We start from the raw sequence: 24,766 nt of genomic DNA, 5'->3' as shown, positions 1-24,766 counted from the left end.
GGCGTCCTGGAAACGTCCTGTCATGAGAAAACCTGTAAGGGGATTTTTGTATGGCTGAGGTATTGGATCAATTAAAATTTCAACCGGAGGGGAGTTTAAGGCCGCTGGAGAACCGGGCCTGGGACCGCTATATCCTCTGTTTTTTAGCCGGACTCGTGGCCGGGACGGCGGCGGCAAACTTCTGGTATCCCGCCTTTATGGAGGAAGCGGGGTATTATCTGGCTCTTTTGGAGGGACAGGTAAATTTAAACCAGGCGGAGCGTCTGGGACTGTTCGGGCAGGTTTTTAGGCAGAGGGCGGCAGAGGTCTGGATTGCATGGCTCATGGGGCTCACCGTTTACGGCGCTTTTCTCTTCTGCCTTTTGACGGCAGGAATGGGGTTTTCCATGGGATTTATTCTTTCGGTCATAACCATTCAAAAAGGGCTTATGGGGCTTCCTGTTTTTCTCATGTCCATGATGCCTCAGGGACTTCTTTACATCCCTCTTTGGGGCATTCTTCTCTTTTGGGGAATGCAAAAGGAGAGGCGGTTCCGGATACCGGCCTTTTTGCTGCTTTTGGCCCTGGCTGCCCTGGGAAGTGCCTGCGAAGCCTGGCTGAACCCGGTTTTTTTAAAATTTGTTCTTTAAAATAATTCCCCTTTGTTTACCATATCTTGCGGAAAAAAATAATTCCTTTCCTACATCTTGTACTGACTGCAAAAAAAGGCTTTAAAATGGTTACAATGTAAAAAAATGTGTTTGATTTTATCGAAAATAGTATATATAATGTTAGAAAGAAGCCTTGTTTTAGGGCGTTTTTAAACAGTCAGGTTAGGGGATAGGGTAATGTTAGGAGAGATAGACCAATTTATCATTTATTTGAGAGAGATCAAAAAGACATCGAAGAATACGGAGGTATCTTATCAAAGAGATTTGATGCAGATGGCCTCCTTTTTAAGACAGCAGGGAATTGAGACTGTGGACAAGGTGACAAAGACCAGTCTGAATTCCTATATCCTGTACCTGGAAAGAGAAGGAAAAGCTTCCACCACCATTTCTCGGAGTCTGGCTTCCATGAAGGCTTTTTTTCACTATGAGTGGGGGGAAGGGAATATACCGAAAGATCCGGCCGAGCTTTTAAAGGCTCCTAAGGTGGAAAAAAAGGCACCGACTATTCTGACGGTGGAAGAAGTGAACTGCCTCTTAAGCCAGCCAAACGGGGAATCCCCCAAGGAGCTGCGTGACAGGGCCATGCTGGAGCTTCTCTATGCCACCGGGATACGGGTATCGGAAATCATCCATTTGAAAAGAGAGGATGTGAACCTGACCGTAGGCTATATCACCTGCAAGGATGAGCAGAAGGAGCGTATGGTTCCCTTTGGAAAGGTGGCAAAGCTGGCGCTTTCCGCTTATATAGAACGGGGACGGACATGCCTGCTCCGGGACATGGATTCCCAGTGGCTCTTCACAAACTGCAACGGAATGCCCATGAGCCGCCAGGGCTTTTGGAAGATCATAAAATTTTACGGAGATAAGGCGGGAATCGAGGCCGACATCACGCCCCACACCCTGCGCCACTCCTTTGCAGCCCATCTGCTTCACGGGGGAGCCGATATCCACGCGGTACAGGCCATGATGGGACATTCTGACATGTCCTCCACCCAGCTTTATATGAACTGCACCAGGGGAGAATCTGTGCGCCGTGCTTATACGGGAGCGCATCCGAGAAGATAATAAAAGACAGTGTAAGGGCCTTCCGTGGTGATGATGCGGGAGGCTTTAATTTTTTGCCCGAAAATTGGCCATATTAAAAAACAACATTTGCTTCAAAGAAATATTTGCGTTATAATAGAACGGTTGGGAAAGTTTAAGTTGGTTAAAAATAAAACAATACGAGGTATAAAAGATGAAGCGATTAGAGGACTATGTTACAAGCATTCCGGATTTCCCGGAAGAGGGAATTATTTTTCGGGATGTGACCACCATACTGGAGGATGCGGACGGACTTGCCCTGGCAGTTGATGGCATAAGGAATATGTTGGACGGAGTGGAGTATGACACTGTTGTGGGACCGGAGTCAAGAGGCTTTATTTTTGGCGTTCCCGTAGCTTACGCAGAGCATAAAAGCTTTGTTCCCGTCAGAAAAAAAGGGAAGCTTCCAAGGGAAGTGGTATCTGCGGACTATGAACTGGAGTATGGAACAGCTACCATTGAGATTCACAAGGATTCCATCAAGCCGGGACAGAAGGTGGTTATCATCGATGATCTGATCGCTACAGGCGGAACCATAGAAGCCATTATCAAGCTGGTTGAAGAGCTTGGAGGAGAGGTTGTGAAGATCTGCTTTATCATGGAACTGGCCGGATTAAACGGAGCGGAAAAACTGGCCGGATATGATGTGGAATCCCTGATCGTATACGAGGGAAAATAATCTGAAAAAGGCGGGAAAACGGGGAAAATACAGGGTTTGTTCGATATATTTTTGTCATAATTTATTTTTTTTTATACATTGGTGAAGCCTATTGATTTTACTATTTTGAGTGTGATATGATGTGAAATATGTAAACTTATTGTATACAGTATGCGGTAAGAATAGTCGTTCTCCGGAGATGTAATCCGGCGGCCAATAAGAAAGAAGAGAGGAAAGTAAATTATGGGAGTTCATGTAATCGATGAAGCAAACAGATGTTTAAACTGCAAAAAGCCGTTATGCCGTCAGGGCTGCCCCATCAATACCCCGATTCCCCAGATGATTCAGGCGTTTAAAGGGGGGGATTTAAACGCAGCAGGAGACATGGTATTTGAAAACAATCCCCTGTCCATTGTCTGTTCCCTCGTCTGCAATCACGAAAAGCAGTGTGAAGGCCACTGCATTCTGGGTAAAAAAGGACAGCCGGTTCACATCAGCAGTATCGAGAACTATATTTCCGACACTATTTTCGATAAAATGAAAATCGAATGCAAGCCGAAAAACGGAATGAAAGTGGCGGTAATCGGCGCAGGACCTGCGGGAATTACCATCGCCTTTCTTCTGACCAAGGAAGGCTACAGCGTGACGATTTTTGATTCCAAGGACAAGCTGGGCGGCGTTTTACAGTACGGAATACCGGACTTCCGCCTGCCCAAGACGATTTTAGACAGATATAAAAAGAAGCTTTTGGAAATCGGAGTGAAAATCCGCCCCAACACAGCCATCGGAACGGCTCTGGAAATCAAGGACCTGCTCCGTGACGGTTATAAGAGCATCTTCATCGGAACAGGTGTCTGGAGGCCCAAGACTCTGGGCGTTAAGGGAGAATCCCTGGGAAATGTCCACTATGCCATTGACTATCTGGCAAACCCGGATGCCTATGATCTGGGAGAGACGATAGCCATCATCGGCATGGGAAATTCCGCCATGGATGTGGCAAGAACTGCCATCCGCCACGGTGCCAGGAAGGTGACCCTTTATGCCAGAGGTCTTCACAGCAATGCCAGCGACCATGAAACCAATTATGCGAAGATCGACGGAGCTGATTTCCAGTTCGGAAAACAGATCATGGAAATCACCGATGAAGGCCCTGTATTTGAAAACCTGATCTATGATGATGAAGAAAATCATATCGGAAACGAGGAGGAGTTAGAGCAGGTTCATGCAGATTCCACCATCATTTCCATCAGCCAGGGACCAAAGAGCAAGCTGGTAAATACGACAGAGGGCTTAAAGGCCGGAAGCAGCGGTCTTTTGGTGACTGATGAAAGAGGCCAGACCACCATTCCCGGTATCTTTGCCTCCGGAGATGTGGTGTTAGGAGCCAGAACTGTGGTGGAAGCGGTGGCTTACTCCAAGAAAGTGGCGGAAGCCATGGATGAATATATGAAATCCTTAGAAGAGTGATAAAGATGAATAATGGTAATCTCATAAATCTCCAGGGGATGCTGTTTCTCCTGGTGGCAGCAGGTGTGATTCTCAGGAAAAAAGAGATTTTGCCGGAGGGAGCAAAGACCATTCTTACGGACCTGGTCATTTACCTAATCCTTCCCTGCAATGTCATCAGTTCCTTTTTGATCAAATTTAATATGGATATCTTAAAGGGATTTGCTGTCATTCTTGGAATCTCATCCTTAATCCAGGCTGGCTGCCTCGTGCTTGCAAAGGTTCTCTATAACGGAGAACCGGCCCGGAGAAAAAAGGTGCTCCAATACGGAACCGTCTGTTCCAATGCCGGATTTATGGGAAACCCCATTGCAGAAGGGGTCTATGGGCCTGAGGGGCTTATGTATGCCTCCATCTTCCTGGTGCCTCAGAGAATTGTCATGTGGTCTGCCGGCGTCTCTTATTTTACGGACAGCCCGGACAGAAAGGCAGTGGTGAAAAAGGTTTTAATCCACCCCTGTATCGTAGCGGTTTACATCGGAGTGGTGCTCATGGTCACCCAGTTTCCCCTGCCTGAGTTTCTGGAAAATACCATCCGAAGCATCGGAAGCTGCACCACAACCGTGTCCATGGTGTTGATCGGAACCATACTGGCAGAGGTGGCTCCGGGCAGCTTTTTGGATTGGGGAATCATCAGATATACGTTTTTCCGTCTGTTTTTAATTCCTCTTTTAGTCTATTCCTGCTGCCGCTTATTCCATGTGGACCCTCTTCTTTCCGGAATTTCCGTTCTTCTGACCGGAATGCCTGCGGGAAGCACCACCGCCATACTGGCGGCAAAGTACGACGGAGATTACATATTCGCCACAAAGTGTGTGGTAGTGACCACCCTCTTATCCTTGGTGACCATTCCACTTTGGTGCCTGGTTCTTTAAAGGCAGACAGTAAGATGCAGCCGGGAAGCTTTCGTAAAAGCTTCCCGGCTGCTTGTGGTTTGTGGGGGATTAAAAGGTGTAATTTTCTATTTCTACCTTATCCACCTCCTGAAAGGGAGCCAGTGTGGATATCATTTTAACTGTTTCCTTGTATGGGTTAAAGCAGTAATGAACTTTCAGCGGATCAATATGGATCAAGTCCCCAGGTTTTAAATGGTGAACCACGCCGTCTACAACGATATTGATTTCTCCCTCCAGGATGTAAAAGTTTTCTTCCATAACATTATGGTAGTGGGCTGTAAAATCCTGTCCCGGATGAAACTGCACGATTGCGAAATTCATACGGGGGCCTTTCATCAGGTATTTTGGACCGCTGTCTCCGAAACGGTATTCTTTTTCTGATTCATTCACAATAAACATAAGCTTTGTCTCCTTTTATCTCTGTTTTCTTTTCCAAACGCTTTTTCACTCTGATTTATTGATTTCTGTTACAGGCCTGGAGCGATCCACATATTTTTTGTGATTTTGCGGTCGCAAAGCCCCAGCTGTGCCTGATAAAATTCTCTCCAGCGGCTGTAAATGCTGCTGTAAATACGGTGATTTTCCATATTGGGGGTAAAATGTCTTTCAATGGCCACCAATTCCCTGGCTGTTTCTGAGATATCTTCAAACATGCCGATTCCGTGGCCTGCGAGGATGGCGGCCCCCAATGCAGTGGCTTCCTTCACCTTTGGAACCTTCACCGGCAGCCCTAACACATCAGAGAGAATCTGAGCCCATAAGGGGCTGTTGGAGGCGCCGCCTGCAAAGATGATTTCATTTGGACGGTTTCCGGTGGCCTGTTCCACCAGCTCCAGATGTCCCTTTGTAATCAGGGCGGTATTTTCTAAAATCGCCCGGTAAAACGTATAGTGGTTGTATTTTTCCGGATCGAGGCCGAAGTTTGAAAAGGTGGGGGCAGCGTGTTTCCAATTGATGAAGTTCATGACATCAGAAAACGCGCACATCATGCCGTGGCAGCCTGCCGGTATTTTTTCTGCTTCCTCATTCATAAGATCATAGGCGCTTCTTCCTGTTTCTTTTCCGATCTTCTTTTCTGCAAGACAGAAGCTGTCCCTGTACCAGCGCATCACCAGACCCGGCTGGAATGCCAGGGCTTCATACTGCCAGATGCCCGGTATGGCGTGGCAGTTCACCCGGACCCGGCAATCGGAATCCGTATCCGGTTTATCCGTATTGTATTCATACTGCCAGAAGCTTCCGCCGAATACGGCAGCCTGGCCTGCATCCACGGCTCCGATGCCGATACAGCCTAACTGGGCGTCTCCTCCCCCTACCACAACAGGGATTCCTTCCACGAGCCCCGTATCCCCGGTGCAGGCGGAAACAGTCTTTCCAAGGACTGTGCCGCATTCCTTTACAAGGGGGAAGATGTCGTCTCTGAGTCCGGCTCTTTTGGCGATGTCAGGGTTCCAGGACCTGCTCTTTAAGTCGAAAAGCCCTGTTGTGGACCCGTTGCTGGGCTCCACTGCCAACAGCCCTGTCAGCTTGTAACAGAGCCAGTCGTTGAACATGCCTATGTATGCGATCCGTTCATAGATATCCGGCATTTTGTTCTTCACCCAGAGGAGCCTTGGAAGGGCATCGAGAGCGTAGGACTGGCCGGATTCCAAGTAGAGAAGCCGTTCCAGCTCCGGGTCCTGCCGGATCAACTGTATCACTTCGTCGTCGCTGCGGGCATCCACATTGGCGCAGGCCCAGATTTCTTTTCCCTCTCTGTCGTAGAGAATGATCCCTTCCCTCATGCATGTGGTGGAGATGGCCGCTATTTCCTGGGGACTTATGGAGCTTGATGTAATCACTCTCTGAATGCAGGAAGAGGCCAGCTTCCAGTTATGATTCCAGTCAAAATCCATGCTTCCCGGATACCGGGGGTCTTCTTTGTGATCCCACTCCTCCTGAATGCAGGATATCTGATTTCCTTTCCTGTCAAACAGCACGGCCCTCACACTGCCTGTGCCTGCGTCAATGGCTAAGAGATAATTTGGTATCATATCAATTCCTCCATTCACTTTTATACTTAATTAATCAAGGTCTTCTTCAATCAGGCTTAAGGCCGTCTCTTCATCTGTGATCAGAATGTCCAGATACTCTCCCTTTAAGCAGGCCCGGATCGCTTTTACTTTGTGCTTTCCTGAAGCCACCCCGGTGACATTGGGAAGGGTGCGGAGCGTGGAAAGGGGAGTGCTCAAAAGCCTTTCTTCAATATCGGTCTGTATGGGATTTCCGTCCTTGTCAATGAACTGGCTTAAAATGTCTCCCACCGCGCCCTGCATGGAAAGGTAGAGGAAATCATTTTTTGTAAAAATGCCGTTTTTAATAACGGTTGCGTCTTCATTCAGCCCCCCTACGCTCACGATGGTCATGGAAGCTAAGTTTACCATGCGGGAAATGGACTGCATAGAGGGCTCCTTCTGCATGGCGCTGCAAAGTTCCTTGGTGGAAACGATGAGAGGCGCGGGGTAGAGGTACAGCTTTGCATTAAAGGTGCTGGAAAATGTATTGGGAAGGTAATAGCTGACTCCTCCGGTTAAGGAAACGGCGGAAACCGGAGACTCGGTCATTGTGGCCAGGTGATTTAACACCCGGCTTAAGGTGTCTCCGTATCCGATGTTGATGTAAGTGTCTTCGGTGATCCGGTCGTTGATATACATGGCCGCTGCCTTGGCAATGGTATCGTTGGGGCAGGAATCATCGGGAGGGGTGGGAACCACGAAGGCATCCTTTAAATTCCACTTCTGTATGATCTTCTGTTCTAATTGAAGGTGGTGGCTTCGCTCCTGAGAAATCTTAAACTGAATCACGCCATCCTGCCTGGCTTTTTCCAGGAATTTAATCACCTTCATTCTGGAAATGCCCAGCATTTCGGAAATCTTTTGCTGAGTCATGTTTTCTATATAATAATACCAGGCTGTCTTTACGATAAGGGAATCTTCATAATTCATTATTTTCATCTCCTGTTTTTGAAAGTTTTAAACAAATGTTTGTAATAATATAAAATGTTTGTAAATCTAATCCTAGTATAACAAGATGGGGGCTGTATGTCAATAGAGATAAAAGAAAAAGAGAAATGACAATAAAGTACATATATATGTGCTTTTTGCTTTGAAACTAGTGTAAAATAACTAAAAAAAACAAAGGAGGCTATTGACAATCTAAATTCCATCATGTATCATAAGTGCAAGAACAAAAGTAACGATCTTAAACAAAAATATCAAAGGATGGGTGGGAAGACTTATGAAACAGCCGGAAACCAATTTTTCTGACAACCAATTGTTTTCTGTCAGCGGTATTTTTAAAGCCTTTGGTCAAAATGCTGTTTTAAAAGGAATTGACTTAAATGTAGGAAAAGGGGAGGTACTCGCTCTCATTGGGGGCAATGGAGCGGGAAAAAGCACCTTGATGAAGATCATTATGGGAATATACCAGCCGGATAAGGGAGAGGTCAGCGTTGGCGGAGAAAAGATTTCCGTGTTCAAGCCTTCTGTTTCCCTGGCCAGGGGCATCTACATGGTTCCTCAGGAGCCCATGCTGTTTCCCAATATGTCGGTAGAGGAAAATATTTTAATGGGTTTTTCTGAAAACACAAAGGTGCTTCAGAAACGGCTGGAAAAGATCATGGATGATATCGGCTGGCATCTCGATTTAAACCGGAAAGCCATGAGCCTTTCCATCGCGGAACAGCAGTTGGTAGAACTGCTGAGGGGATTGCTTCGGGAGGCAAAGCTTCTTATTTTAGATGAGCCTACCAGTGCCTTAACCTTTGATGAAGTGGAAAGCCTCTTTAAGATCGTAAAGGACTTAAAGAAAAAAGGAATCGGTATGATTTACATAACCCACCGTCTGGCTGAGGTGTTCCAGATCGGCACTCACGTGGCAATTATGAGAGACGGTGTCATCACATTAAAAGGAAAGATTGAGGCGTTTACCCGTGAGATGCTGGTCAAGGGGCTTCTTCCTCCTAATATGGAGGAAATTGAGGAGGCTGAAAAACGGGATGAGACAGATGTGGATTACAGCTCCCTGGCCCCGGTCTTTGAGCTGAAAAACTTTTCCGGCTACGGGTTTCAAAACATTGATTTAAAGATTTATCCGGGAGAGATTCTGGGAGTGGCCGGAGTGGTGGGAGCCGGGCGGACGGAGCTGGCTGTTACTATTTTTGGAAGAGATAAGGTTTTAGGCGGAACTGCCTTTCTGGAAGGGCGGGATGTGACCGGCTTATCCACCAGAGAGGTGCTCCATGCAGGTATCAATTATGTGCCTGAGGACAGGCGGCTGAACGGATTGTTTGGAATCAGCGATGTGGCTGCCAACACCACCTCTGCCCTTATCTTCGGAAAAACCATGGGCAGTATATTCTTAAACAAAAAGAAGGAACAGGATATCACTCAGAAATACATCGATGATTTCCGGATCAAGGTCACGGGACAGGACCAGACAGCAGGAAGCTTATCGGGAGGCAATCAGCAGAAGATCGCCATTGGAAGAACGCTGGCCACCGGCCCTAAGCTGGTGATTCTCGATGAACCCACACGGGGAATTGATGCGGCGGCCCGCGGAGACGTGTATACGATTATCCATGAACTGAAAAAACAGGGGGTGGCAGTCATGCTGATTTCCTCTGACATGGAGGAGATTGTGGAGCTTTCAGACCGGGCGGTAATCGTTTTTCAGGGAAGGATCAGAGGAGAACTGAGCAAATGTGAGATAAGCCAGGCAAGTCTTATGGCCGCCTCCTTTGGTGTGACAGAAGGAAGGCAGGTGGAAGAATGAAAAAGCTTTTAAAAACCCGTGAGATGAACAGCTTTCTGTTCCTGGCAGCCCTGATCTTTCTGGTGGGCCTGGTGAACCGGAACTTCTGGCAGCCATCGACCATTATAAACTGTTTCAATGACAGCGTGGTGTTTACCTTTCTTGCCACAGGGATTGCTTTTGTCATCTTTACCGGGGAGATTGATGTCTCCATCAGTGCGGTGATGGGACTGTCGGCTGCGGTGGGAGCGACACTTTTAAGAGACGGCTCCGGCGTAATCCCGGCTGTTTTGGCGGCTGTTGCCATTGGCGCTGTCATCGGACTGGTAAATGGAATCGGAGTTGCAGTTCTCCATATCCCCTCCCTCATCTTCACATTGGGTGTCAATGGAGTGGTGAGAGGGATGATCTATGTGTATACAAAAGGCGCCTGGGTGGAGAACATTCCTGGGTCCTTTACCAAAATATCCAACCGCCCCCTGGTGGGGAATCTGACCGTATTTTATGCCGTGGCATTTTCGGTGGTTCTGATCGGGCATCTGCTTCTCGTTAAGACGAGAAAGGGAAAGTACTTTATTGCGGTGGGAGACAATGCGGCAGGCGCTGCCATGGTTGGAATTCCGGCGGATAAGATCAAGATCACAGCTTATGTCCTGTGCGGGGTATTCGCTTCCATTGCGGGCATGATTTACGTTTCACGAATTGGATTCATTACTCCGATGGCAGGAAACGGGTATGAGATGAAGGCCATAGCAGCCTGTGTTCTGGGGGGATTGAGTTTAAGCGGAGGCATCGGAAGCCTGCTGGGCGCTTCGGTGGGAGCGGTGATCATGTCCTCCATAAGCAGAATTTTAGTATTTCTCGGTTTTTCTTCTGATTACGACAATACCATTACAGGCATTATGCTTCTGACGATTGTGGTGATCAATACAGTGGCCCAGAACAGGCTTATTTTAAAGAACCGCCATGAAATACTGTCTGCCAGAACGGCTGAAAAAGGAGGAGAGAAGAGATGAATGCTCCCTTTCGAAACAGAATAAAAAATCTGGGGAAGAGCTGGGAATCCATCCTGCTTCTGATCATTATTCTGGAAATTGCGGTGTTTGCATGGAAAAACAGCCGTTTTCTCATGCCCAGGGTGCTGTTTGGCAGCATGAATGATATTATTTCCATTTGTATTATTTCCCTGTTTGTGACCTTTGTCATGATCACCGGGGGGATTGATATCCAGGCAGGCTCCATTGTAGGACTTTCTTCTATTATTTTAGGCGTTGCCTGGCAGGATGGAGGGGTGAATATATGGATGGCTTCTCTGCTGGCCGCAGTGGCCGCAGGGTTATGCGGGGCTCTTTCCGGGTTCTTTATCGCCTATTGCGGGGTACAGCCCATGGTGGTCACCCTTGGAGGAAGTTTCCTGTATACGGGAATTGCCCTTCTGGTTTCCAATTTGTCGGCAACGGAGAGTTATAAAGGAATTTCCGGCTTTCCTGAAAGCTTTTTAAAGCTTTCTAAAATAAAGCTGTTTGGGGTCATTCCCAGCCAGGTGATCATATTCCTGGTTCTGGCGGTCATCGCTTACATTCTTTTACATAAAACCAGATACGGAAGACAGGTATTTCTGGTGGGAGTGAACCGGAATGCAGCGGAATATTCGGGAATCCATGGGAAATGGATCATTATGAGCACCTATATTCTCTCTGCAATCAGCGCTTCCATAGCCGGAATTGTGCTCACCTCTTATCTGGGAACCGCCAAAAGCGATATCGGGTCGACCTTTACTCTTCCGATTATCACGGCGGTGGTGCTGGGAGGAACCTTGAGCACGGGAGGAAAGGGAAGCGTTCCCGGAACTGCCCTGGCAGCCGTTGCTATCGGCACACTGAGGTTTGGACTGCCTCTTTGCTTTAAAGTGAGTCAGCAGTATTTGGATATTCCGGTGGGGGTGCTTTTGCTGGTAGTTGTAATCGGAAGGGCTTTATGGAATAATCCGAAGTTTAAAATCCGGTAATACAAGGGGAAACCCTTAAAAATAAGAATTTTATATTAAGAAGGAGGATTTTTATGAGAAAGGCAGCAGCATTAGTATTGGCAGGAATGATGGCCGTTTCCGTTTTGGCAGGATGCAGCAGCTCCGGCGGAGCAAAGGAGACAACAGCGGCAGGGGGAACAACCGCTCAGGCAAAAGAGGAGAGCGCAAAGGCAGAAGGCGGCTCCGGTCAGGCAGCAGGTGTGGAAGGGAAAACCGTTGCTTTTGTTCCGAAGCTGACAGGAAACGCATTTTTTGAATCAGCCAACAACGGCGCCCAGAAGTACGGAGAGAAATGGGGAGTTCAGGTCGATTATCAGGGAAGCCCCAACGCAGCCGTAGCAGACCAGGTTCAGGTCATCAACAATGCCGTGGCAAGCGGCGTGGATGCCATCTGCATTTCTTCTGTAGACGCAACAGGACTTGACTCAGCCTTAAAGGATGCCACAGATGCGGGGGTAACTGTGGTAACGTGGGACTCTGACGTTTCTGATACGGCACGTACGCTGATGGTTTCCCAGGGAACGCCTGAAATTCTTGGAAAAATGCTGGTTGACATGGGCGTGGATTCCTTAGGAAAACGCGGAAAAGATCCAAAGGCCGATGCGATCAAATATTGCTGGCATTATTCCCAGGCAACCGTAGCAGACCAGAACTCCTGGCAGGTGGCAGGAGAGGCTTATATCAAAGAAAACTTCCCGAACTGGGTCAACGTAGCTCCGGATAACTACTATTCCGAACAGGATGCGGAGAAAGCGGTTTCCATCGGCTCCTCTATTTTAGAAGCTAATCAGGATATTGATCTGATTATCTGCAATGACTCCACAGCCCTTCCGGGACAGTGCAAGGCAGCTCAGAACAAGGGGCTTACAAAAGACGATGTGACCATCACCGGTTTTGCTTCTCCTATGTCCATTAAGGATTACTGCGATGCAGGCGTTATTGAGCAGTGGGGACTTTGGGACTGCCAGATTCAGGGCGCTATCGGAACTTATCTCGCTGCATATCTGGCAGCAGGAAACCAGGTGAAGGTAGGCGACAAGATCGATATTCCTGAAATCGGAACCGTAGAAGTGGTTCCAAATGACAGTCTGGTAGAAGGCGCGGCAACAGGAGATGTCAACAACGGCGTTGTGCTTCTTCCGGAGCGTACCGTATTTAACAAAGACAACATGAATAACTATGATTTCTAAGCATTAAAACAGCGATTAAAAGAATAGGAGAGAGTAATATGGCAGATTTGGAAGGCGTAAAAGCAGCTCACAATTATCATATATCGGTTCCTTTTGCAAACAATGAACCATTTCATGTAAAAGGCGCCAATAACCTGGATTGGGGCATGAAAAAACACTTATCTAATATTTTTGATAAAAACAGCGGAAATACAGTGATGTTCGCCTTTGACCACGGATATTTTATGGGATCGGCAGCCGGGCTGGAGCGTCTGGATTTAGTGGTGCCAAAGCTCCTTCCCAACATTGACGTATTGATGGGGACGAGAGGCGCCATTAGAAGCTGTATACCTGCTTCTGCGGGAAAAGGCATTGCCCTTCGGACCACTTCCGGCTCTTCCATGCTTGACGATGATTTATCCCATGAAGTGCTGGCCGTTGATATTGAAGATGTGATCCGCATGAATGCGGACTGTATGGCAATCCAGACCTTTGTCGGAGCGGACGGACAGCTTTCCAGTCTTGACAATTTGTCAAAGGCCGTGAACCTGGGAATCCGCTACAGCATCCCGACCATGGGAGTGGTGGCAGTCGGAAAGCAGATGGAGCGCACGGACCGGTTCTTCAAGCTGGCAACCCGCATTGTGGCAGAGCTGGGAGCCAACATCATCAAGAGCTATTACTGTGAAAATTTTGAAGAAGTAGTATCCGCCTGCCCGGTTCCCATTGTGGTGGCAGGAGGAAAGAAACTCCCTGAACGGGAGGCTCTGGAACTGGCGTACTTATCCATCAGCCAGGGAGCAAAAGGGGTGGATATGGGAAGAAATATTTTCCAGAGTGAAAATCCTGTAGAAATGAGCGCAGCAGTCAGAAAGATCGTTCATGAGGGCTTTACAGATAAGGAAGCCTGGGAATATTATCAGGATATGATCCATCAGTAAATTTTCTAAAAAAGCGGCATTCCGGTCTTTTAAAGGCGGGATGCTGTTTTTGTTTCCTTCCTTCCTATTATATGATAAAATACTATCAGAAAACTTAATGAACGTTATTTGATACCATTTTTATAAAAGGGAGGGACAGCTATGAAATTATTGGAAACAGACCTTCATCTGCATTTAGACGGCTCTTTGTCCGTTGAAGTGGTAAAGGAGCTTGCAGGACAGATCGGATATGATCTGGAAGGCCGGGATATCAAGAAACTCATTTCCGTAGGGGAGAATTGTGAAAGCCTGGTTGAGTACTTAAAGTGCTTTGACTTACCTGGGCAGCTTTTGCAGACCGAGGAGGCTCTGGAGCTGGCAGCCAGGGATTTGACACAGAGGCTGGTATCCCAGGGGCTTATTCTGACGGAAATCCGCTTTGCGCCTCAGCTCCACATGAAAAAAGGGCTGACAGGGCAGCAGGTGGTGGAGGCGGTCATAAGAGGGGTAAACCAGGGCGTTGGAAATTCTCCCATGAAAGCCGGACTGCTTCTTTGTGCCATGGTCAATGGACCGGACAAAGGCAATGACGAAACCTTTGATCTGGCAGCCTCTTATCTTGGAAAGGGAGTTGTGGGCGTGGACATCGCAGGGCCGGAAGGGCTGATTCCCATGTCCCATTTTGAAACTCTTTTTAAAGGCGCTGACAGAAAGGGAATTCCCTTCACCATCCACGCAGGAGAGACAGGGGATTTTGAAAATATCGTAAAGGCAGTCCACTACGGAGCCAGAAGAATCGGACACGGCTGTGCGGCCATTCAGTCAGAGGCATGTATGGACCTTTTAAAAAGGGAAAACATTACTTTAGAGATGTGCGTGATAAGCAACCTCCAGACCAGGGCGGTTCCCTCCATCAAGGACCATCCCTTAAAGGCCTTTTACGACAGGGGAATCCGGGTCACATACAACACGGACAATATGGCGGTTTCAGACACTTCTCTGGAAAAAGAAGCAGAACTGATCCAAAAGCATCTGGGCTTTTTGCCAGAGGATTTGGTTAAAATGAACCGGTACGCCCTGGAAGCGGCTTTTCTGGAAAAAGCAGAAAAAGAAAAAATAATTGCATTTTTCGACAAAAATAATTATAATGAATCATAACTATGTTTAAAAGCAGGCAATGATCAGGATTGTTACAAAAAAAGGTGGCGGCATATGGCAGAGAATCCAATAATGGAAAAAAGTGATCCGGAAGATCCCGCAAGAGAGAATCCGGAGAAATTAATAGGAATAGACCGGGAGGGCCCAGCTGATTTCACCAGCCCGGAGGCGCTTTACCAGGAGCTGGTAAAAACCATAAGAAGATATCATCCTTCCGATGATATTTCCATGATAGAAAAAGCGTATCGCATTGCGGATGAAGCACATAAGGATCAACGGCGCAAGTCAGGGGAACCTTATATCATTCATCCTCTTTGTGTTGCCATTATTCTGGCTGATTTAGAGATGGATAAGGAAACCATTGCCGCCGGAATCCTTCACGATGTGGTGGAAGACACCATTATGTCTCTTGATGAGCTGAAAGCGGAGTTCGGAGGAGAGGTAGCCCTCTTAGTGGATGGCGTTACCAAGCTGACCCAGATATCCTGGTCCATGGATAAGATGGAAATTCAGGCTGAAAACCTGAGAAAGATGTTTTTGGCTATGGCAAAAGACATCCGGGTCATCATCATCAAGCTGTCGGACCGCCTTCACAACATGCGGACTCTGCAGTACATGAAGCCGGAAAAACAGAAGGAAAAGGCCAGGGAGACCATGGAAATCTATGCTCCCATTGCCAACCGTCTGGGTATTTCAAAAATCAAGATCGAGCTGGATGACTTATCCTTAAGATATTTAGAGCCTGATGTCTATTTTGATCTGGCAGAAAAAATATCCTTGAAAAAGGATGCCAGGGAAACCTTTGTAAAAAGCATTGTCGATGAGGTCCATGACCATTTGGAGACAGCGGGAATCGAAGCCAGGGTAGACGGCAGGGTCAAGCATTTTTTCAGCATTTATAAGAAGATGGTAAACCAGAACAAGACTCTGGACCAGATATACGATTTGTTTGCGGTGAGGATCGTTGTGGACAGCGTCAAGGACTGTTATGGAGCCCTTGGAGTGATCCATGAGATGTATAAGCCCATTCCGGGCCGGTTTAAGGATTACATCGCCATGCCAAAGCCCAACATGTACCAGTCCCTTCACACCACTTTGATCGGCAGTAACGGCCAGCCCTTTGAAATCCAGATCCGGACCTATGAGATGCACCGGACTGCGGAATACGGAATTGCCGCCCACTGGAAGTACAAGGAAAGCGGAAGCGGACAGGTGGCAGAGGGCAAGGAAGAAGAGAAGTTGAGCTGGCTGCGCCAGATTCTGGAGTGGCAGAAGGATATGTCCGATAACAAGGAATTCCTAAACGTGGTCAAGGGCGATTTAGACATGTTCTCTGACAGCGTTTACTGCTTTACTCCTTCCGGAGATGTGAAGAACTTACCCAGCGGTTCCACTCCCATTGACTTCGCCTACGCCATTCACAGTGCGGTTGGAAATAAGATGGTGGGCGCCAGGGTAAACGGCCAGCTTGTGACCATCAACTATGTGATCCAAAACGGCGACCAGGTGGAGGTCATCACCTCCCAGAACAGCCGCGGGCCCAGCAGAGACTGGCTGAATATCGTAAAGAGCACCCAGGCCAAGACCAAGATCGGACAGTGGTTTAAGACAGAGCTTAAGGAGGATAACATCCTCAGAGGCCGGGAAATGGTGGAGCGTTACTGCAAGACCAAGGGAATCACATTTTCCGATATCAATAAACCGGAATACCAGGATAAGGTCATGAAACGCTATGCCTTCCGGGACTGGGAATCCGTCCTCGCTTCCATCGGACACGGTGGATTAAAGGAGGGCCAGGTCATCAACAAGATGGTGGATGAGCGGAACAAGAAGCTTAAGAAAGAAGTGACCGACACCAGCATTTTAAATGACATTGAAGATATGAGCAATAAGCTTCCGGTGAAGAAGCGTTCCAACAGCGGAATCGTGGTAAAAGGAATTCACGATCTGGCGGTTCGTTTTTCCAGGTGCTGCAGCCCTGTGCCGGGAGATGAGATTGTAGGATTTGTAACGAGAGGAAGGGGAATTTCCATCCACAGAACGGACTGCGTCAATATTCTGGCGCTGCCTGAGGATGAGAGAAACCGTATGATTGACGCGGAGTGGCAGGAGCCTGAGGGGAATAATGCCAAGGAGCGGTATTCCACGGAAATCAATATATTTACGAGAAACAGGATCGGCATGGTTGTGGATATTTCCAAGGTATTTTCGGAGAGACAGATCGATATCACCTCTATGAATTCCAGAACCAACAAGCAGGGCAATGCCACCATTACCATGACCTTTGATATTCATGGGGTGGAAGAGCTTGGCAAGCTGATCGATAAGCTGAGACAGATCGAAGGCGTCATAGACATTGAGAGGACTGCGGGATAACGCAGTTCTCTTGCATGAGAAAGGCAGGATTATGAGCGATTTCAGAATCAAGACTTATCCCGTAGGACAGATAGGAACAAACTGTTATGTTTTATACCGGCAGGGAACAGAGGGCGCGGTCATTGTTGATCCGGGAGATAATGGGGCGTATATCCTGAATATGTGCCGGGAGCTTTCTTTGACTCCTGAAGCCATTTTGCTGACTCACGGCCATTTTGACCATATCCTTGCAGTGGAGGATATCAGGAGGGCATTTCCTGGGATCAAGGTGTATGGGGGAGAGGCGGAAAAAGACCTTTTCACCAATCCTGCCCTGAATCTGTCCGCCGCGTTTGGTTCAGTCTGCATGGTTTCTGATGTGGAATATGTCGGGGATGGGGATTTGCTTTCCCTTGCCGGGATTTCTTTTGAAGTTCTGTCTACGCCGGGGCATACGCCTGGTTCGGTCTGTTATCTGGTCCGGGAAGAAGATGTTCTCATAAGCGGGGACACCCTGTTTCAGGAGTCTTTGGGCAGGACCGACCTTCCTACGGGAAATCAGAATCAGATTATTAAATCCATAAGAGAAAAGCTGTTTACTCTGCGGGAGGATATCCTTGTATATCCGGGACATGGGGATAAGACCACTGTAGGACACGAAAAAGTGTATAACCCGGTGGCATCATATAACAGAGGATAGGAAGAATGAAATGATAGGAATGATATTGGATGACCAATCCTTTGAACAGGATATCAGGGAGCTTTTAATGGCATTTTATCCGGGGGAAAGTTTTAGCCGTGAAGAAGTGCCGGGGGAAGGGAAGGGGCTTGTGATCCGCGGCAGGACCGGGGAAGCTTCTTTTGAGCTGGCTGTTCATGACCTTGAAAAGGGAATTGTAAAATCCTCTGTGACGGAAGTAGATTTTTCAGACCGTTTTGAGACGAAAAACAGGATCAAGCGGATGCTTTATAAAATGCTTCGGGAGATTACGGGGACAGAGCTCCCGTGGGGAACTTTGACGGGAATCCGTCCTACGAAAATTGCTATGACAAAGCTTTTGGAGGGCTGGGAGGATGAGAAGGTCCGAAGGTATATGAAGGATACTTATTTTACCGGTGACCAGAAGGTTGATTTGAGTCTGGAAATTGCAAAACGGGAAATGGATTTGCTGTCTTCCATTGATTATGAAAACGGCTACAGTCTGTATGTGGGCATTCCATTTTGTCCCACTACCTGTCTATACTGTTCCTTTACATCCTTCCCCATTGGACATTGGGAGAAACGGATGGAGCAGTATTTGGAAGCCCTTTTTAAAGAAATGGATTACGTGGCGGGAAAAATGGCAGGGAGACCTTTGGATACCGTATACATCGGAGGGGGTACTCCCACTTCCCTTTCTGCTGACCATTTGGAGCAGCTCATAACCAGACTGAAGAAAACCTTTGACTTTTCCGGGGTAAAGGAATTTACGGTGGAGGCCGGAAGGCCGGACAGCATTACAGAGGAAAAACTTCGGGTTTTAAAAGATCATGGAGTGACCCGGATTTCCATTAATCCCCAGACCATGAAGCAGGAAACTTTGGATTTGATTGGCCGGAGGCATACGGTAGGCATGGTAAAGGACTGCTTTTTCATGGCCCGGTCCATGGGATTTGATAATATCAACATGGACTTGATTGTAGGGCTGCCGGAAGAGGACGTGGAGGACGTGATCCGTACCATGGAGGAAATACAGGCATTAGGCCCTGACGGCATTACGGTTCATTCCCTTGCTATTAAAAGGGCGGCCCGCCTTAATATGTTTAAGGAGCGGTACGGAGATTTAAAGATTACCAATACTCCTGAAATGATTGAGGTGACAGCAGCTTATGCCGGAAAAATGGGACAGGAGCCTTATTACCTTTACCGCCAGAAAAATATGGCCGGAAATTTTGAAAACGTAGGCTATGCCCGTCCTGGAAAGGCCTGCATCTATAATGTTTTAATTATGGAGGAAAAGCAGACCATCATTGCCTGCGGGGCAGGGACCACTACCAAAGTGGTATATCCTGCGGAAAACCGTCTGGAACGGGTGGAAAATGTCAAGGATGTAGAACAGTATGTGAGCAGAATTGATGAAATGCTGGAGAGGAAAGAAAAATTGCTGGCAACTCAGAATTCTTAATCTTGGATATGTGATTGAGAAAAGGTTTTTGAATGTGAAGGGGTTGAGTGTGGCAGAGCCGGGGGTAACGGAAGCAGGTAAAGCCACCAAAAACAGGCTCCGATGCAGTGGCAAGTCGCCTTTATTTTGGTGGCTTTACCTGCTTCCTGCTTTTTGGCATTTCCTGGGTTTGGATATTAAATTTGTGATTAGCTGTTAATTATATAGGAATGGAGAAAATGAAATGGCGTTAAAAAAGAAACCGGTTACGGGGATGAAGGATATTCTTCCTGCGGAAATGCAGATACGGGAATATGTGATGGAACAGATACGGGAAACGTATGGCAGTTTTGGTTTTCATTCCATTGAAACTCCTTGCGTGGAACATATCGAAAACCTGACGAGTAAGCAGGGCGGAGATAATGAAAAGTTGATTTTTAAGGTTATGAAGAGGGGAGAAAAGCTGAATTTGGAGACGGCTCAGTCGGAAAGTGATTTGGTTGACAGCGGTTTGCGTTATGACCTGACCGTTCCTTTATCCAGATATTATTCTAATAATGCGGCATCCCTCACTGCCCCTTTTAAAGCGCTTCAGATGGGAAGTGTATGGAGGGCGGACCGTCCGCAGAAGGGGCGTTTTCGTCAGTTTGTTCAGTGTGATATCGATATTCTGGGGGATTCTACACGGCTTGCGGAGATTGAACTGATTCTGGCGACTACTACGTTGCTTGGTAAAATTGGTTTTAAGGGCTATTCCATAAGGATTAATGACAGGAATATCTTAAAGGGGATGGCGGCTTACTGCGGCTTTGCTGAGGAAGCTTATGATCAGGTGTTTATTATTCTGGATAAGATGGACAAGATTGGTGCTGACGGTGTTGCAAGAGAACTGGCAGAGGCCGGATATGATGAAGAGAAAATCAGTAAGTATTTAAATCTTTTTGAAAATTCTACTCCTGATGCGGCGGGAGTGCGCGGCCTTGGGGAATTATTAAAGGGTGCCATGGATCAGTCTCAGGCGGAGAATCTGGCGTCGATTATAGATAGTGTTACTGAGATTTCCACCAGCCAGTTTAATATTGTATTTGATCCGACGCTGGTAAGGGGAATGTCCTATTACACAGGAACTATTTTTGAGATTCAGGTAGAAGGTTTTCCGGGTTCTGTTGGCGGCGGGGGCCGTTACGATAAGATGATCGGGAAATTTACAGGGATGGATACTCCGGCTTGCGGATTTTCTGTTGGGTTTGAGCGGATTATTACCATTCTTATGGATGAAGGATTTACGGTTCCGGGAAAAGAAGAAAAGATGGCATTTCTGATTGAAAAGGGAGCCAGCGATCTTGTGCTGAATCAGGCGATCAGGGAGGCTATGGAGCTGCGTTCAAAGGGAGAGGTTGTTTTAGTGTCCCAGATGAACAAGAATAAGAAATTCCAGAAGGAAAGCCTCCAAAAGGAAGGCTATACCAAGTTTAAAGAATTTTATAAAGATTGATGCTTAAAATTAAAGAGACATTAGGAGGAAGTTATGGCAGAGTCAATGTTGGGCTTAAAGAGGTCCCATAGATGTACGGAGGTTACGACAGCCAATGCAGGCGGAGAAGTCACTGTTATGGGCTGGGTGCAGAAGAGCAGAAATAAGGGCGGTATCATTTTTGTGGATTTAAGGGACCGTTCCGGAATTTTGCAGATCATATTTGAAGAAAGCGACTGCGGAGCGGAAAACTTTGCAAAGGCAGAAAAGCTGAGAAGTGAATTTGTTATCGCAGTTACCGGAATTGTGGAAAATCGGGCAGGAAGTGTTAATGAGAACCTGGCTACAGGTGCCATTGAAGTGCGTGCCAAGGGCTTGAGGATTCTTTCTGAATCAGATACACCTCCATTTCCTATTGAGGAAAACAGCAAGACAAAGGAAGAACTGCGGTTAAAATACCGTTATCTGGATTTGAGAAGACCTGATATTCAGAGGAATATTATGGTGAGAAGCCAGGTTGCTATTCTGACCAGGGCATTTTTGGCGGAAGAGGGATTTTTGGAGATTGAAACACCTACTTTGATCAAGAGCACTCCGGAAGGCGCCAGAGATTATCTGGTTCCCAGCCGTGTTCATCCGGGCTCCTTTTATGCTCTTCCTCAGTCTCCTCAGCTTTTTAAGCAGCTTCTTATGTGCTCCGGCTATGACCGTTACTTCCAGCTTGCCAGATGTTACCGGGATGAGGATTTGAGGGCTGACAGACAGCCGGAATTTACTCAGATCGATATGGAGCTGTCTTTTGTGGACGTGGAAGATGTTCTGGGCGTCAATGAAAGGCTGTTGAAGAAGTTATTTAAGGAAATTTGTAATTATGATATACAGCTTCCTATCCAGAGAATGACCTGGAGAGAGGCTATGGACCGTTTTGGTTCTGACAAGCCTGATCTGCGTTTTGGAATGGAGCTTAAAAATGTTTCCGATATCGTGAAGGATACAGAGTTTGCTGTATTTAAGGGCGCTCTGGAAATGGGCGGTTCTGTCCGCGGTATCAATGCCAAGGGACAGGGCGCTATGCCTCGTAAGAAAATTGATGCACTTGTGGAGTATGCAAAGGGCTTTGGGGCCAAGGGGCTTGCTTATCTGGCGATCAATGAGGACGGAACTTATAAATGCTCCTTCTCAAAGTTCATGTCAGAGGAAGAGCTTCATAAGCTGGCTGATGCCATGGAAGGAATGCCTGGCGACCTTCTGTTGTTTGCGGCAGATAAGGACAGTGTGGTCTTTGATGTTCTGGGCAACTTGAGACTGGAGCTGGCAAGGCAGCTTGAGCTTTTGAAAAAGGATGAGTTCAAATTCCTGTGGGTGACAGAGTTCCCGCTTTTGGAGTATTCCGAGGAGCAGGACCGTTTTACCGCAGTTCACCATCCATTTACCGCGCCCATGGATGAGGACTGGGCTCTGATCGACAGCGATCCGGGCGCAATCAGGGCCAAGGCATACGATATGGTATTAAACGGTACGGAGCTTGGCGGCGGTTCTGTGCGTATCCACCAGAGTGACATTCAGTCCAGAATGTTTGAGGTTCTTGGATTTACCAAGGAGCAGGCTCAGGAGCAGTTCGGCTTCCTGTTAGATGCGTTCCGTTTCGGCGTTCCGCCTCATGCCGGCCTTGCTTACGGCTTAGACCGTATTGTGATGCTGATGGTAGGCGCTGACAGCATCCGCGATGTTATGGCATTCCCGAAGGTGAAGGATGCTTCCTGTCTGATGTCAGAGGCACCGGCTCCTGTTGATCCCAAGCAGCTTTTGGATTTGGGAATAGAAGTCAGTGAAGAAGTGAACAGTGATCAATAATGAATCAGTGAGGGATACCCCTCTGCTAAGAGCGTTGCTTGAGGCAGAGGGGTGTTTTTTGTCTGTGCTTATGGGGGATTATGTCGAAAAATGGCTGATAAAAATGGGGATTGGCTTTTAAATATTGAAAAACATTGTATTAATTTATGAAATTATCTGATATAATAAGGGAAAACTATATTTTATTAAAAGGAGGTTTTAAGTAATGAACAGAAGCAAGAAAAAAAGGTTCCTGTCACTATGGCTGGTCCTGGTTATGGTCATGTCCCTGACCACGGGCATGTCTTTTTCTTCCCTGGCGGCGGATCAGGATATCGTGGTTCTCTACACCAACGATGTCCACTGCGGGGTTGATAACAACATAGGATATGCCGGACTGTCCCTCTATAAAAAAGAGATGCAGGCCCAGACCCCTTATGTGACGCTGATCGATGCGGGTGATTCTATCCAGGGCGCACCTATCGGAACCTTGTCAGACGGTGGGTATTTGATCGACATTATGAACCAGGTCGGCTATGATTTCGCTGTGCCGGGAAATCACGAGTACGATTATGGGATGCCCCGTTTTCTGGAATTGGCAGGAAAACTGAACTGCGGTTATTATTCCAGCAATTTTATGGATTTGAGAACCGGCGCTCCCGTATTTGAGGCTTATAAGATGTTTACATACGGCGATACCAAGGTTGCATTCGTAGGAGCCACCACTCCCGAAAGCTTTACCAAATCCACACCGGCTTATTTTCAGGATGAAAACGGAAATTATATTTATGGATTCTGTGAAGATGAAAATGGACAAAAGCTTTACGCCAGAATTCAGGAATCTGTAAACAGTGCGAAGGCAGAGGGCGCTGACTATGTGGTTTTAGTAGGCCATTTGGGTGAAAATGGGACAACGGACCGCTGGACCTCTGACAGTGTGATCAAAAATACCACTGGAATCGATATACTCATTGACGGCCATTCCCATGAAGAATATGAAAAGTACGTGAAAAATAAGGATGGACGTGATGTGCTTCTTACCCAGTCCGGCACAAAGCTGAAGAACATCGGAAAACTGACGCTCCGCACAGACGGAACCATCACCAGTGAACTGGTTTCCCAGGTTCCCCCAGGAGCAGGAACCAGTGTTTATACGGTGAAGTCCGGGGATACTTTAAGCAGAATTGCAAAAAGGGAACTGGGTTCTTATAACCGCTGGGAAGAAATTTATGCGGCAAACAGGGACAAGATCAGGACTCCTGATGTGCTGGCAGTGGGCACTCAGCTTGTGCTTCCGGGAAAGAGCGCCGTCACGGCTGACGGAAAAGCCATTGATTACGATACGGATAAGTTCATAAAAGCGATCCAGGCCCAGTACAATGAAACCTTAAAGGTTGTAATCGGACATACGGATGTGGAGCTGACCGTCAATGATCCGGCAACAGGAAACCGGGCAGTCAGAAGTGCAGAGACAAACCTTGGCGATCTGTGTGCCGATGCATACCGCTTTGTCCTTGGCGCAGATATCGGCCTCACCAACGGCGGCGGTGTCAGAGCCAATATCAAGGCAGGAAATATCACTTATAACGATACGCTCACGGTATTCCCCTTTGGAAATATGGGGTGTGTGGTAGAAGTGACAGGCCAGCAGATCAAGGATGCCCTGGAGATGGCTTCCTCCAATTATCCAAAAGAGAGCGGAGGCTTCCTTCAGGTATCCGGTCTTACCTATACCATTGACAGCTCAAAGACCTCCAATGTGCAGGTGGATGAAAAAGGTAATTTCGTAAAAGTGAACGGAGCATACCGGGTATCCGATATCATGGTGGGCGGTGCAGCTCTTGATGTGAATAAGACTTATACCGTGGCCTCCCATAACTACATGTTAAAATCCGCCGGAGACGGTATGACCATGTTTAAGGGAAGCAAAGTCCTCCGGGATGAGGTCATGACTGACGTGGATATTCTTTCCGCTTATGTCCGCAGCAATTTAGGCGGCAATGTGGGCTCCGATTATGCCTATCCGGCAGGCCAGGGAAGAATTACTGTGAAATAAATGTAAAATGAAAGGCAGCCTGTTCCGTAAGGGGCAGGCTGTTT

20 protein-coding genes are annotated in these 24,766 nt (G+C 47.4%); 17 read left to right on the top strand and 3 right to left on the bottom strand.

Going from position 1 to position 24,766, the window contains the following annotated elements; all coding sequences use genetic code 11:
• Positions 1-50 precede the first annotated feature (50 nt).
• The 5 genes from QM657_RS10025 (at position 51) to QM657_RS10005 (ending at position 4,772) form a co-directional block, all read left to right on the top strand.
• Entirely contained in the window at positions 51-629 is a 579-nt protein-coding gene (locus QM657_RS10025) for a stage II sporulation protein M (RefSeq protein ID WP_415066501.1), read from the top strand.
• Between the two features lie 198 nt (positions 630-827).
• A complete protein-coding gene (locus tag QM657_RS10020; protein WP_415066499.1) occupies positions 828-1,715 on the top strand; it encodes a site-specific tyrosine recombinase in 888 nt (295 codons plus the stop codon).
• Between the two features lie 172 nt (positions 1,716-1,887).
• Positions 1,888-2,412 carry an adenine phosphoribosyltransferase gene (locus QM657_RS10015; RefSeq protein ID WP_415066498.1) on the top strand — a complete coding sequence of 175 codons (525 nt, stop codon included), beginning with the start codon at positions 1,888-1,890 and terminating at the stop codon, positions 2,410-2,412.
• 222 nt (positions 2,413-2,634) lie between these two features.
• Positions 2,635-3,858: an NAD(P)-dependent oxidoreductase gene (locus tag QM657_RS10010; protein WP_415066497.1), complete on the top strand. Its 1,224-nt coding sequence runs from the start codon at positions 2,635-2,637 to the stop codon at positions 3,856-3,858.
• 5 nt (positions 3,859-3,863) lie between these two features.
• Positions 3,864-4,772 (top strand): AEC family transporter, encoded by a 909-nt coding sequence (locus QM657_RS10005; protein WP_415066496.1) that lies wholly within the window; start codon positions 3,864-3,866, stop codon positions 4,770-4,772.
• A 69-nt stretch (positions 4,773-4,841) separates the two neighbouring features.
• Here the strand turns inward: QM657_RS10005 and QM657_RS10000 are convergent, their stop codons facing one another.
• The 3 genes from QM657_RS10000 to QM657_RS09990 all read right to left on the bottom strand — a co-directional run bounded on the left by QM657_RS10000 (position 4,842) and on the right by QM657_RS09990 (position 7,777).
• Positions 4,842-5,192, bottom strand: a complete 351-nt coding sequence (locus QM657_RS10000) for a cupin domain-containing protein (protein ID WP_415066495.1) — start codon at positions 5,190-5,192, stop codon at positions 4,842-4,844.
• Positions 5,193-5,260: 68 nt separating this feature from the next.
• Complete coding sequence (lsrK, locus tag QM657_RS09995) at positions 5,261-6,826, bottom strand: autoinducer-2 kinase (RefSeq protein ID WP_415066494.1); 1,566 nt, start codon at positions 6,824-6,826, stop codon at positions 5,261-5,263.
• A gap of 30 nt (positions 6,827-6,856) precedes the next feature.
• On the bottom strand, positions 6,857-7,777 hold the full coding sequence (locus tag QM657_RS09990; protein WP_415066493.1) for a sugar-binding transcriptional regulator: 921 nt from the start codon (positions 7,775-7,777) through the stop codon (positions 6,857-6,859).
• A gap of 292 nt (positions 7,778-8,069) precedes the next feature.
• On the opposite strand from QM657_RS09990, the gene QM657_RS09985 reads away from it, so the two are divergent.
• The 12 genes from QM657_RS09985 (at position 8,070) to QM657_RS09930 (ending at position 24,722) form a co-directional block, all read left to right on the top strand.
• On the top strand, positions 8,070-9,605 hold the full coding sequence (locus QM657_RS09985) for a sugar ABC transporter ATP-binding protein (RefSeq protein ID WP_415066492.1): 1,536 nt from the start codon (positions 8,070-8,072) through the stop codon (positions 9,603-9,605).
• Positions 9,602-10,600, top strand: a complete 999-nt coding sequence (locus QM657_RS09980) for an ABC transporter permease (RefSeq protein ID WP_415066491.1) — start codon at positions 9,602-9,604, stop codon at positions 10,598-10,600. Before QM657_RS09985 ends, QM657_RS09980 begins: the two co-directional genes overlap by 4 nt.
• The gene (locus tag QM657_RS09975) at positions 10,597-11,592 is read left to right on the top strand and encodes an ABC transporter permease (protein WP_415066490.1); all 996 of its coding nucleotides are present in this window, start codon (positions 10,597-10,599) and stop codon (positions 11,590-11,592) included. The genes QM657_RS09980 and QM657_RS09975 overlap by 4 nt, the downstream gene beginning before the upstream one ends.
• Positions 11,593-11,645: 53 nt before the next feature.
• The gene (locus QM657_RS09970) at positions 11,646-12,803 is read left to right on the top strand and encodes a substrate-binding domain-containing protein (protein ID WP_415066489.1); all 1,158 of its coding nucleotides are present in this window, start codon (positions 11,646-11,648) and stop codon (positions 12,801-12,803) included.
• Positions 12,804-12,841: 38 nt separating this feature from the next.
• A complete protein-coding gene (gene lsrF / locus QM657_RS09965; RefSeq protein ID WP_415066488.1) occupies positions 12,842-13,723 on the top strand; it encodes a 3-hydroxy-5-phosphonooxypentane-2,4-dione thiolase in 882 nt (293 codons plus the stop codon).
• A gap of 141 nt (positions 13,724-13,864) precedes the next feature.
• The gene (gene add / locus QM657_RS09960) at positions 13,865-14,860 is read left to right on the top strand and encodes an adenosine deaminase (RefSeq protein ID WP_415066487.1); all 996 of its coding nucleotides are present in this window, start codon (positions 13,865-13,867) and stop codon (positions 14,858-14,860) included.
• A gap of 54 nt (positions 14,861-14,914) precedes the next feature.
• On the top strand, positions 14,915-17,236 hold the full coding sequence (locus QM657_RS09955) for a RelA/SpoT family protein (RefSeq protein WP_415066486.1): 2,322 nt from the start codon (positions 14,915-14,917) through the stop codon (positions 17,234-17,236).
• A 31-nt stretch (positions 17,237-17,267) separates the two neighbouring features.
• Positions 17,268-17,915 (top strand): MBL fold metallo-hydrolase, encoded by a 648-nt coding sequence (locus tag QM657_RS09950; protein WP_415066485.1) that lies wholly within the window; start codon positions 17,268-17,270, stop codon positions 17,913-17,915.
• 10 nt (positions 17,916-17,925) lie between these two features.
• Positions 17,926-19,380, top strand: a complete 1,455-nt coding sequence (hemZ, locus tag QM657_RS09945; protein ID WP_415066484.1) for a coproporphyrinogen dehydrogenase HemZ — start codon at positions 17,926-17,928, stop codon at positions 19,378-19,380.
• A 223-nt stretch (positions 19,381-19,603) separates the two neighbouring features.
• Positions 19,604-20,854: a histidine--tRNA ligase gene (hisS, locus tag QM657_RS09940; protein WP_415066483.1), complete on the top strand. Its 1,251-nt coding sequence runs from the start codon at positions 19,604-19,606 to the stop codon at positions 20,852-20,854.
• 33 nt (positions 20,855-20,887) lie between these two features.
• Positions 20,888-22,687, top strand: coding sequence for an aspartate--tRNA ligase (aspS, locus tag QM657_RS09935; RefSeq protein ID WP_415066482.1), 1,800 nt, complete (start codon positions 20,888-20,890; stop codon positions 22,685-22,687).
• A gap of 205 nt (positions 22,688-22,892) precedes the next feature.
• On the top strand, positions 22,893-24,722 hold the full coding sequence (locus tag QM657_RS09930) for a 5'-nucleotidase C-terminal domain-containing protein (protein ID WP_415066481.1): 1,830 nt from the start codon (positions 22,893-22,895) through the stop codon (positions 24,720-24,722).
• Positions 24,723-24,766 lie beyond the last annotated feature (44 nt).

It is taken from the genome of Lacrimispora sp. (assembly GCF_047605665.1).
Classification (GTDB): Bacteria; Bacillota; Clostridia; order Lachnospirales; family Lachnospiraceae; genus Lacrimispora.
This window is presented reverse-complemented; position numbering and strand designations above follow the sequence as displayed.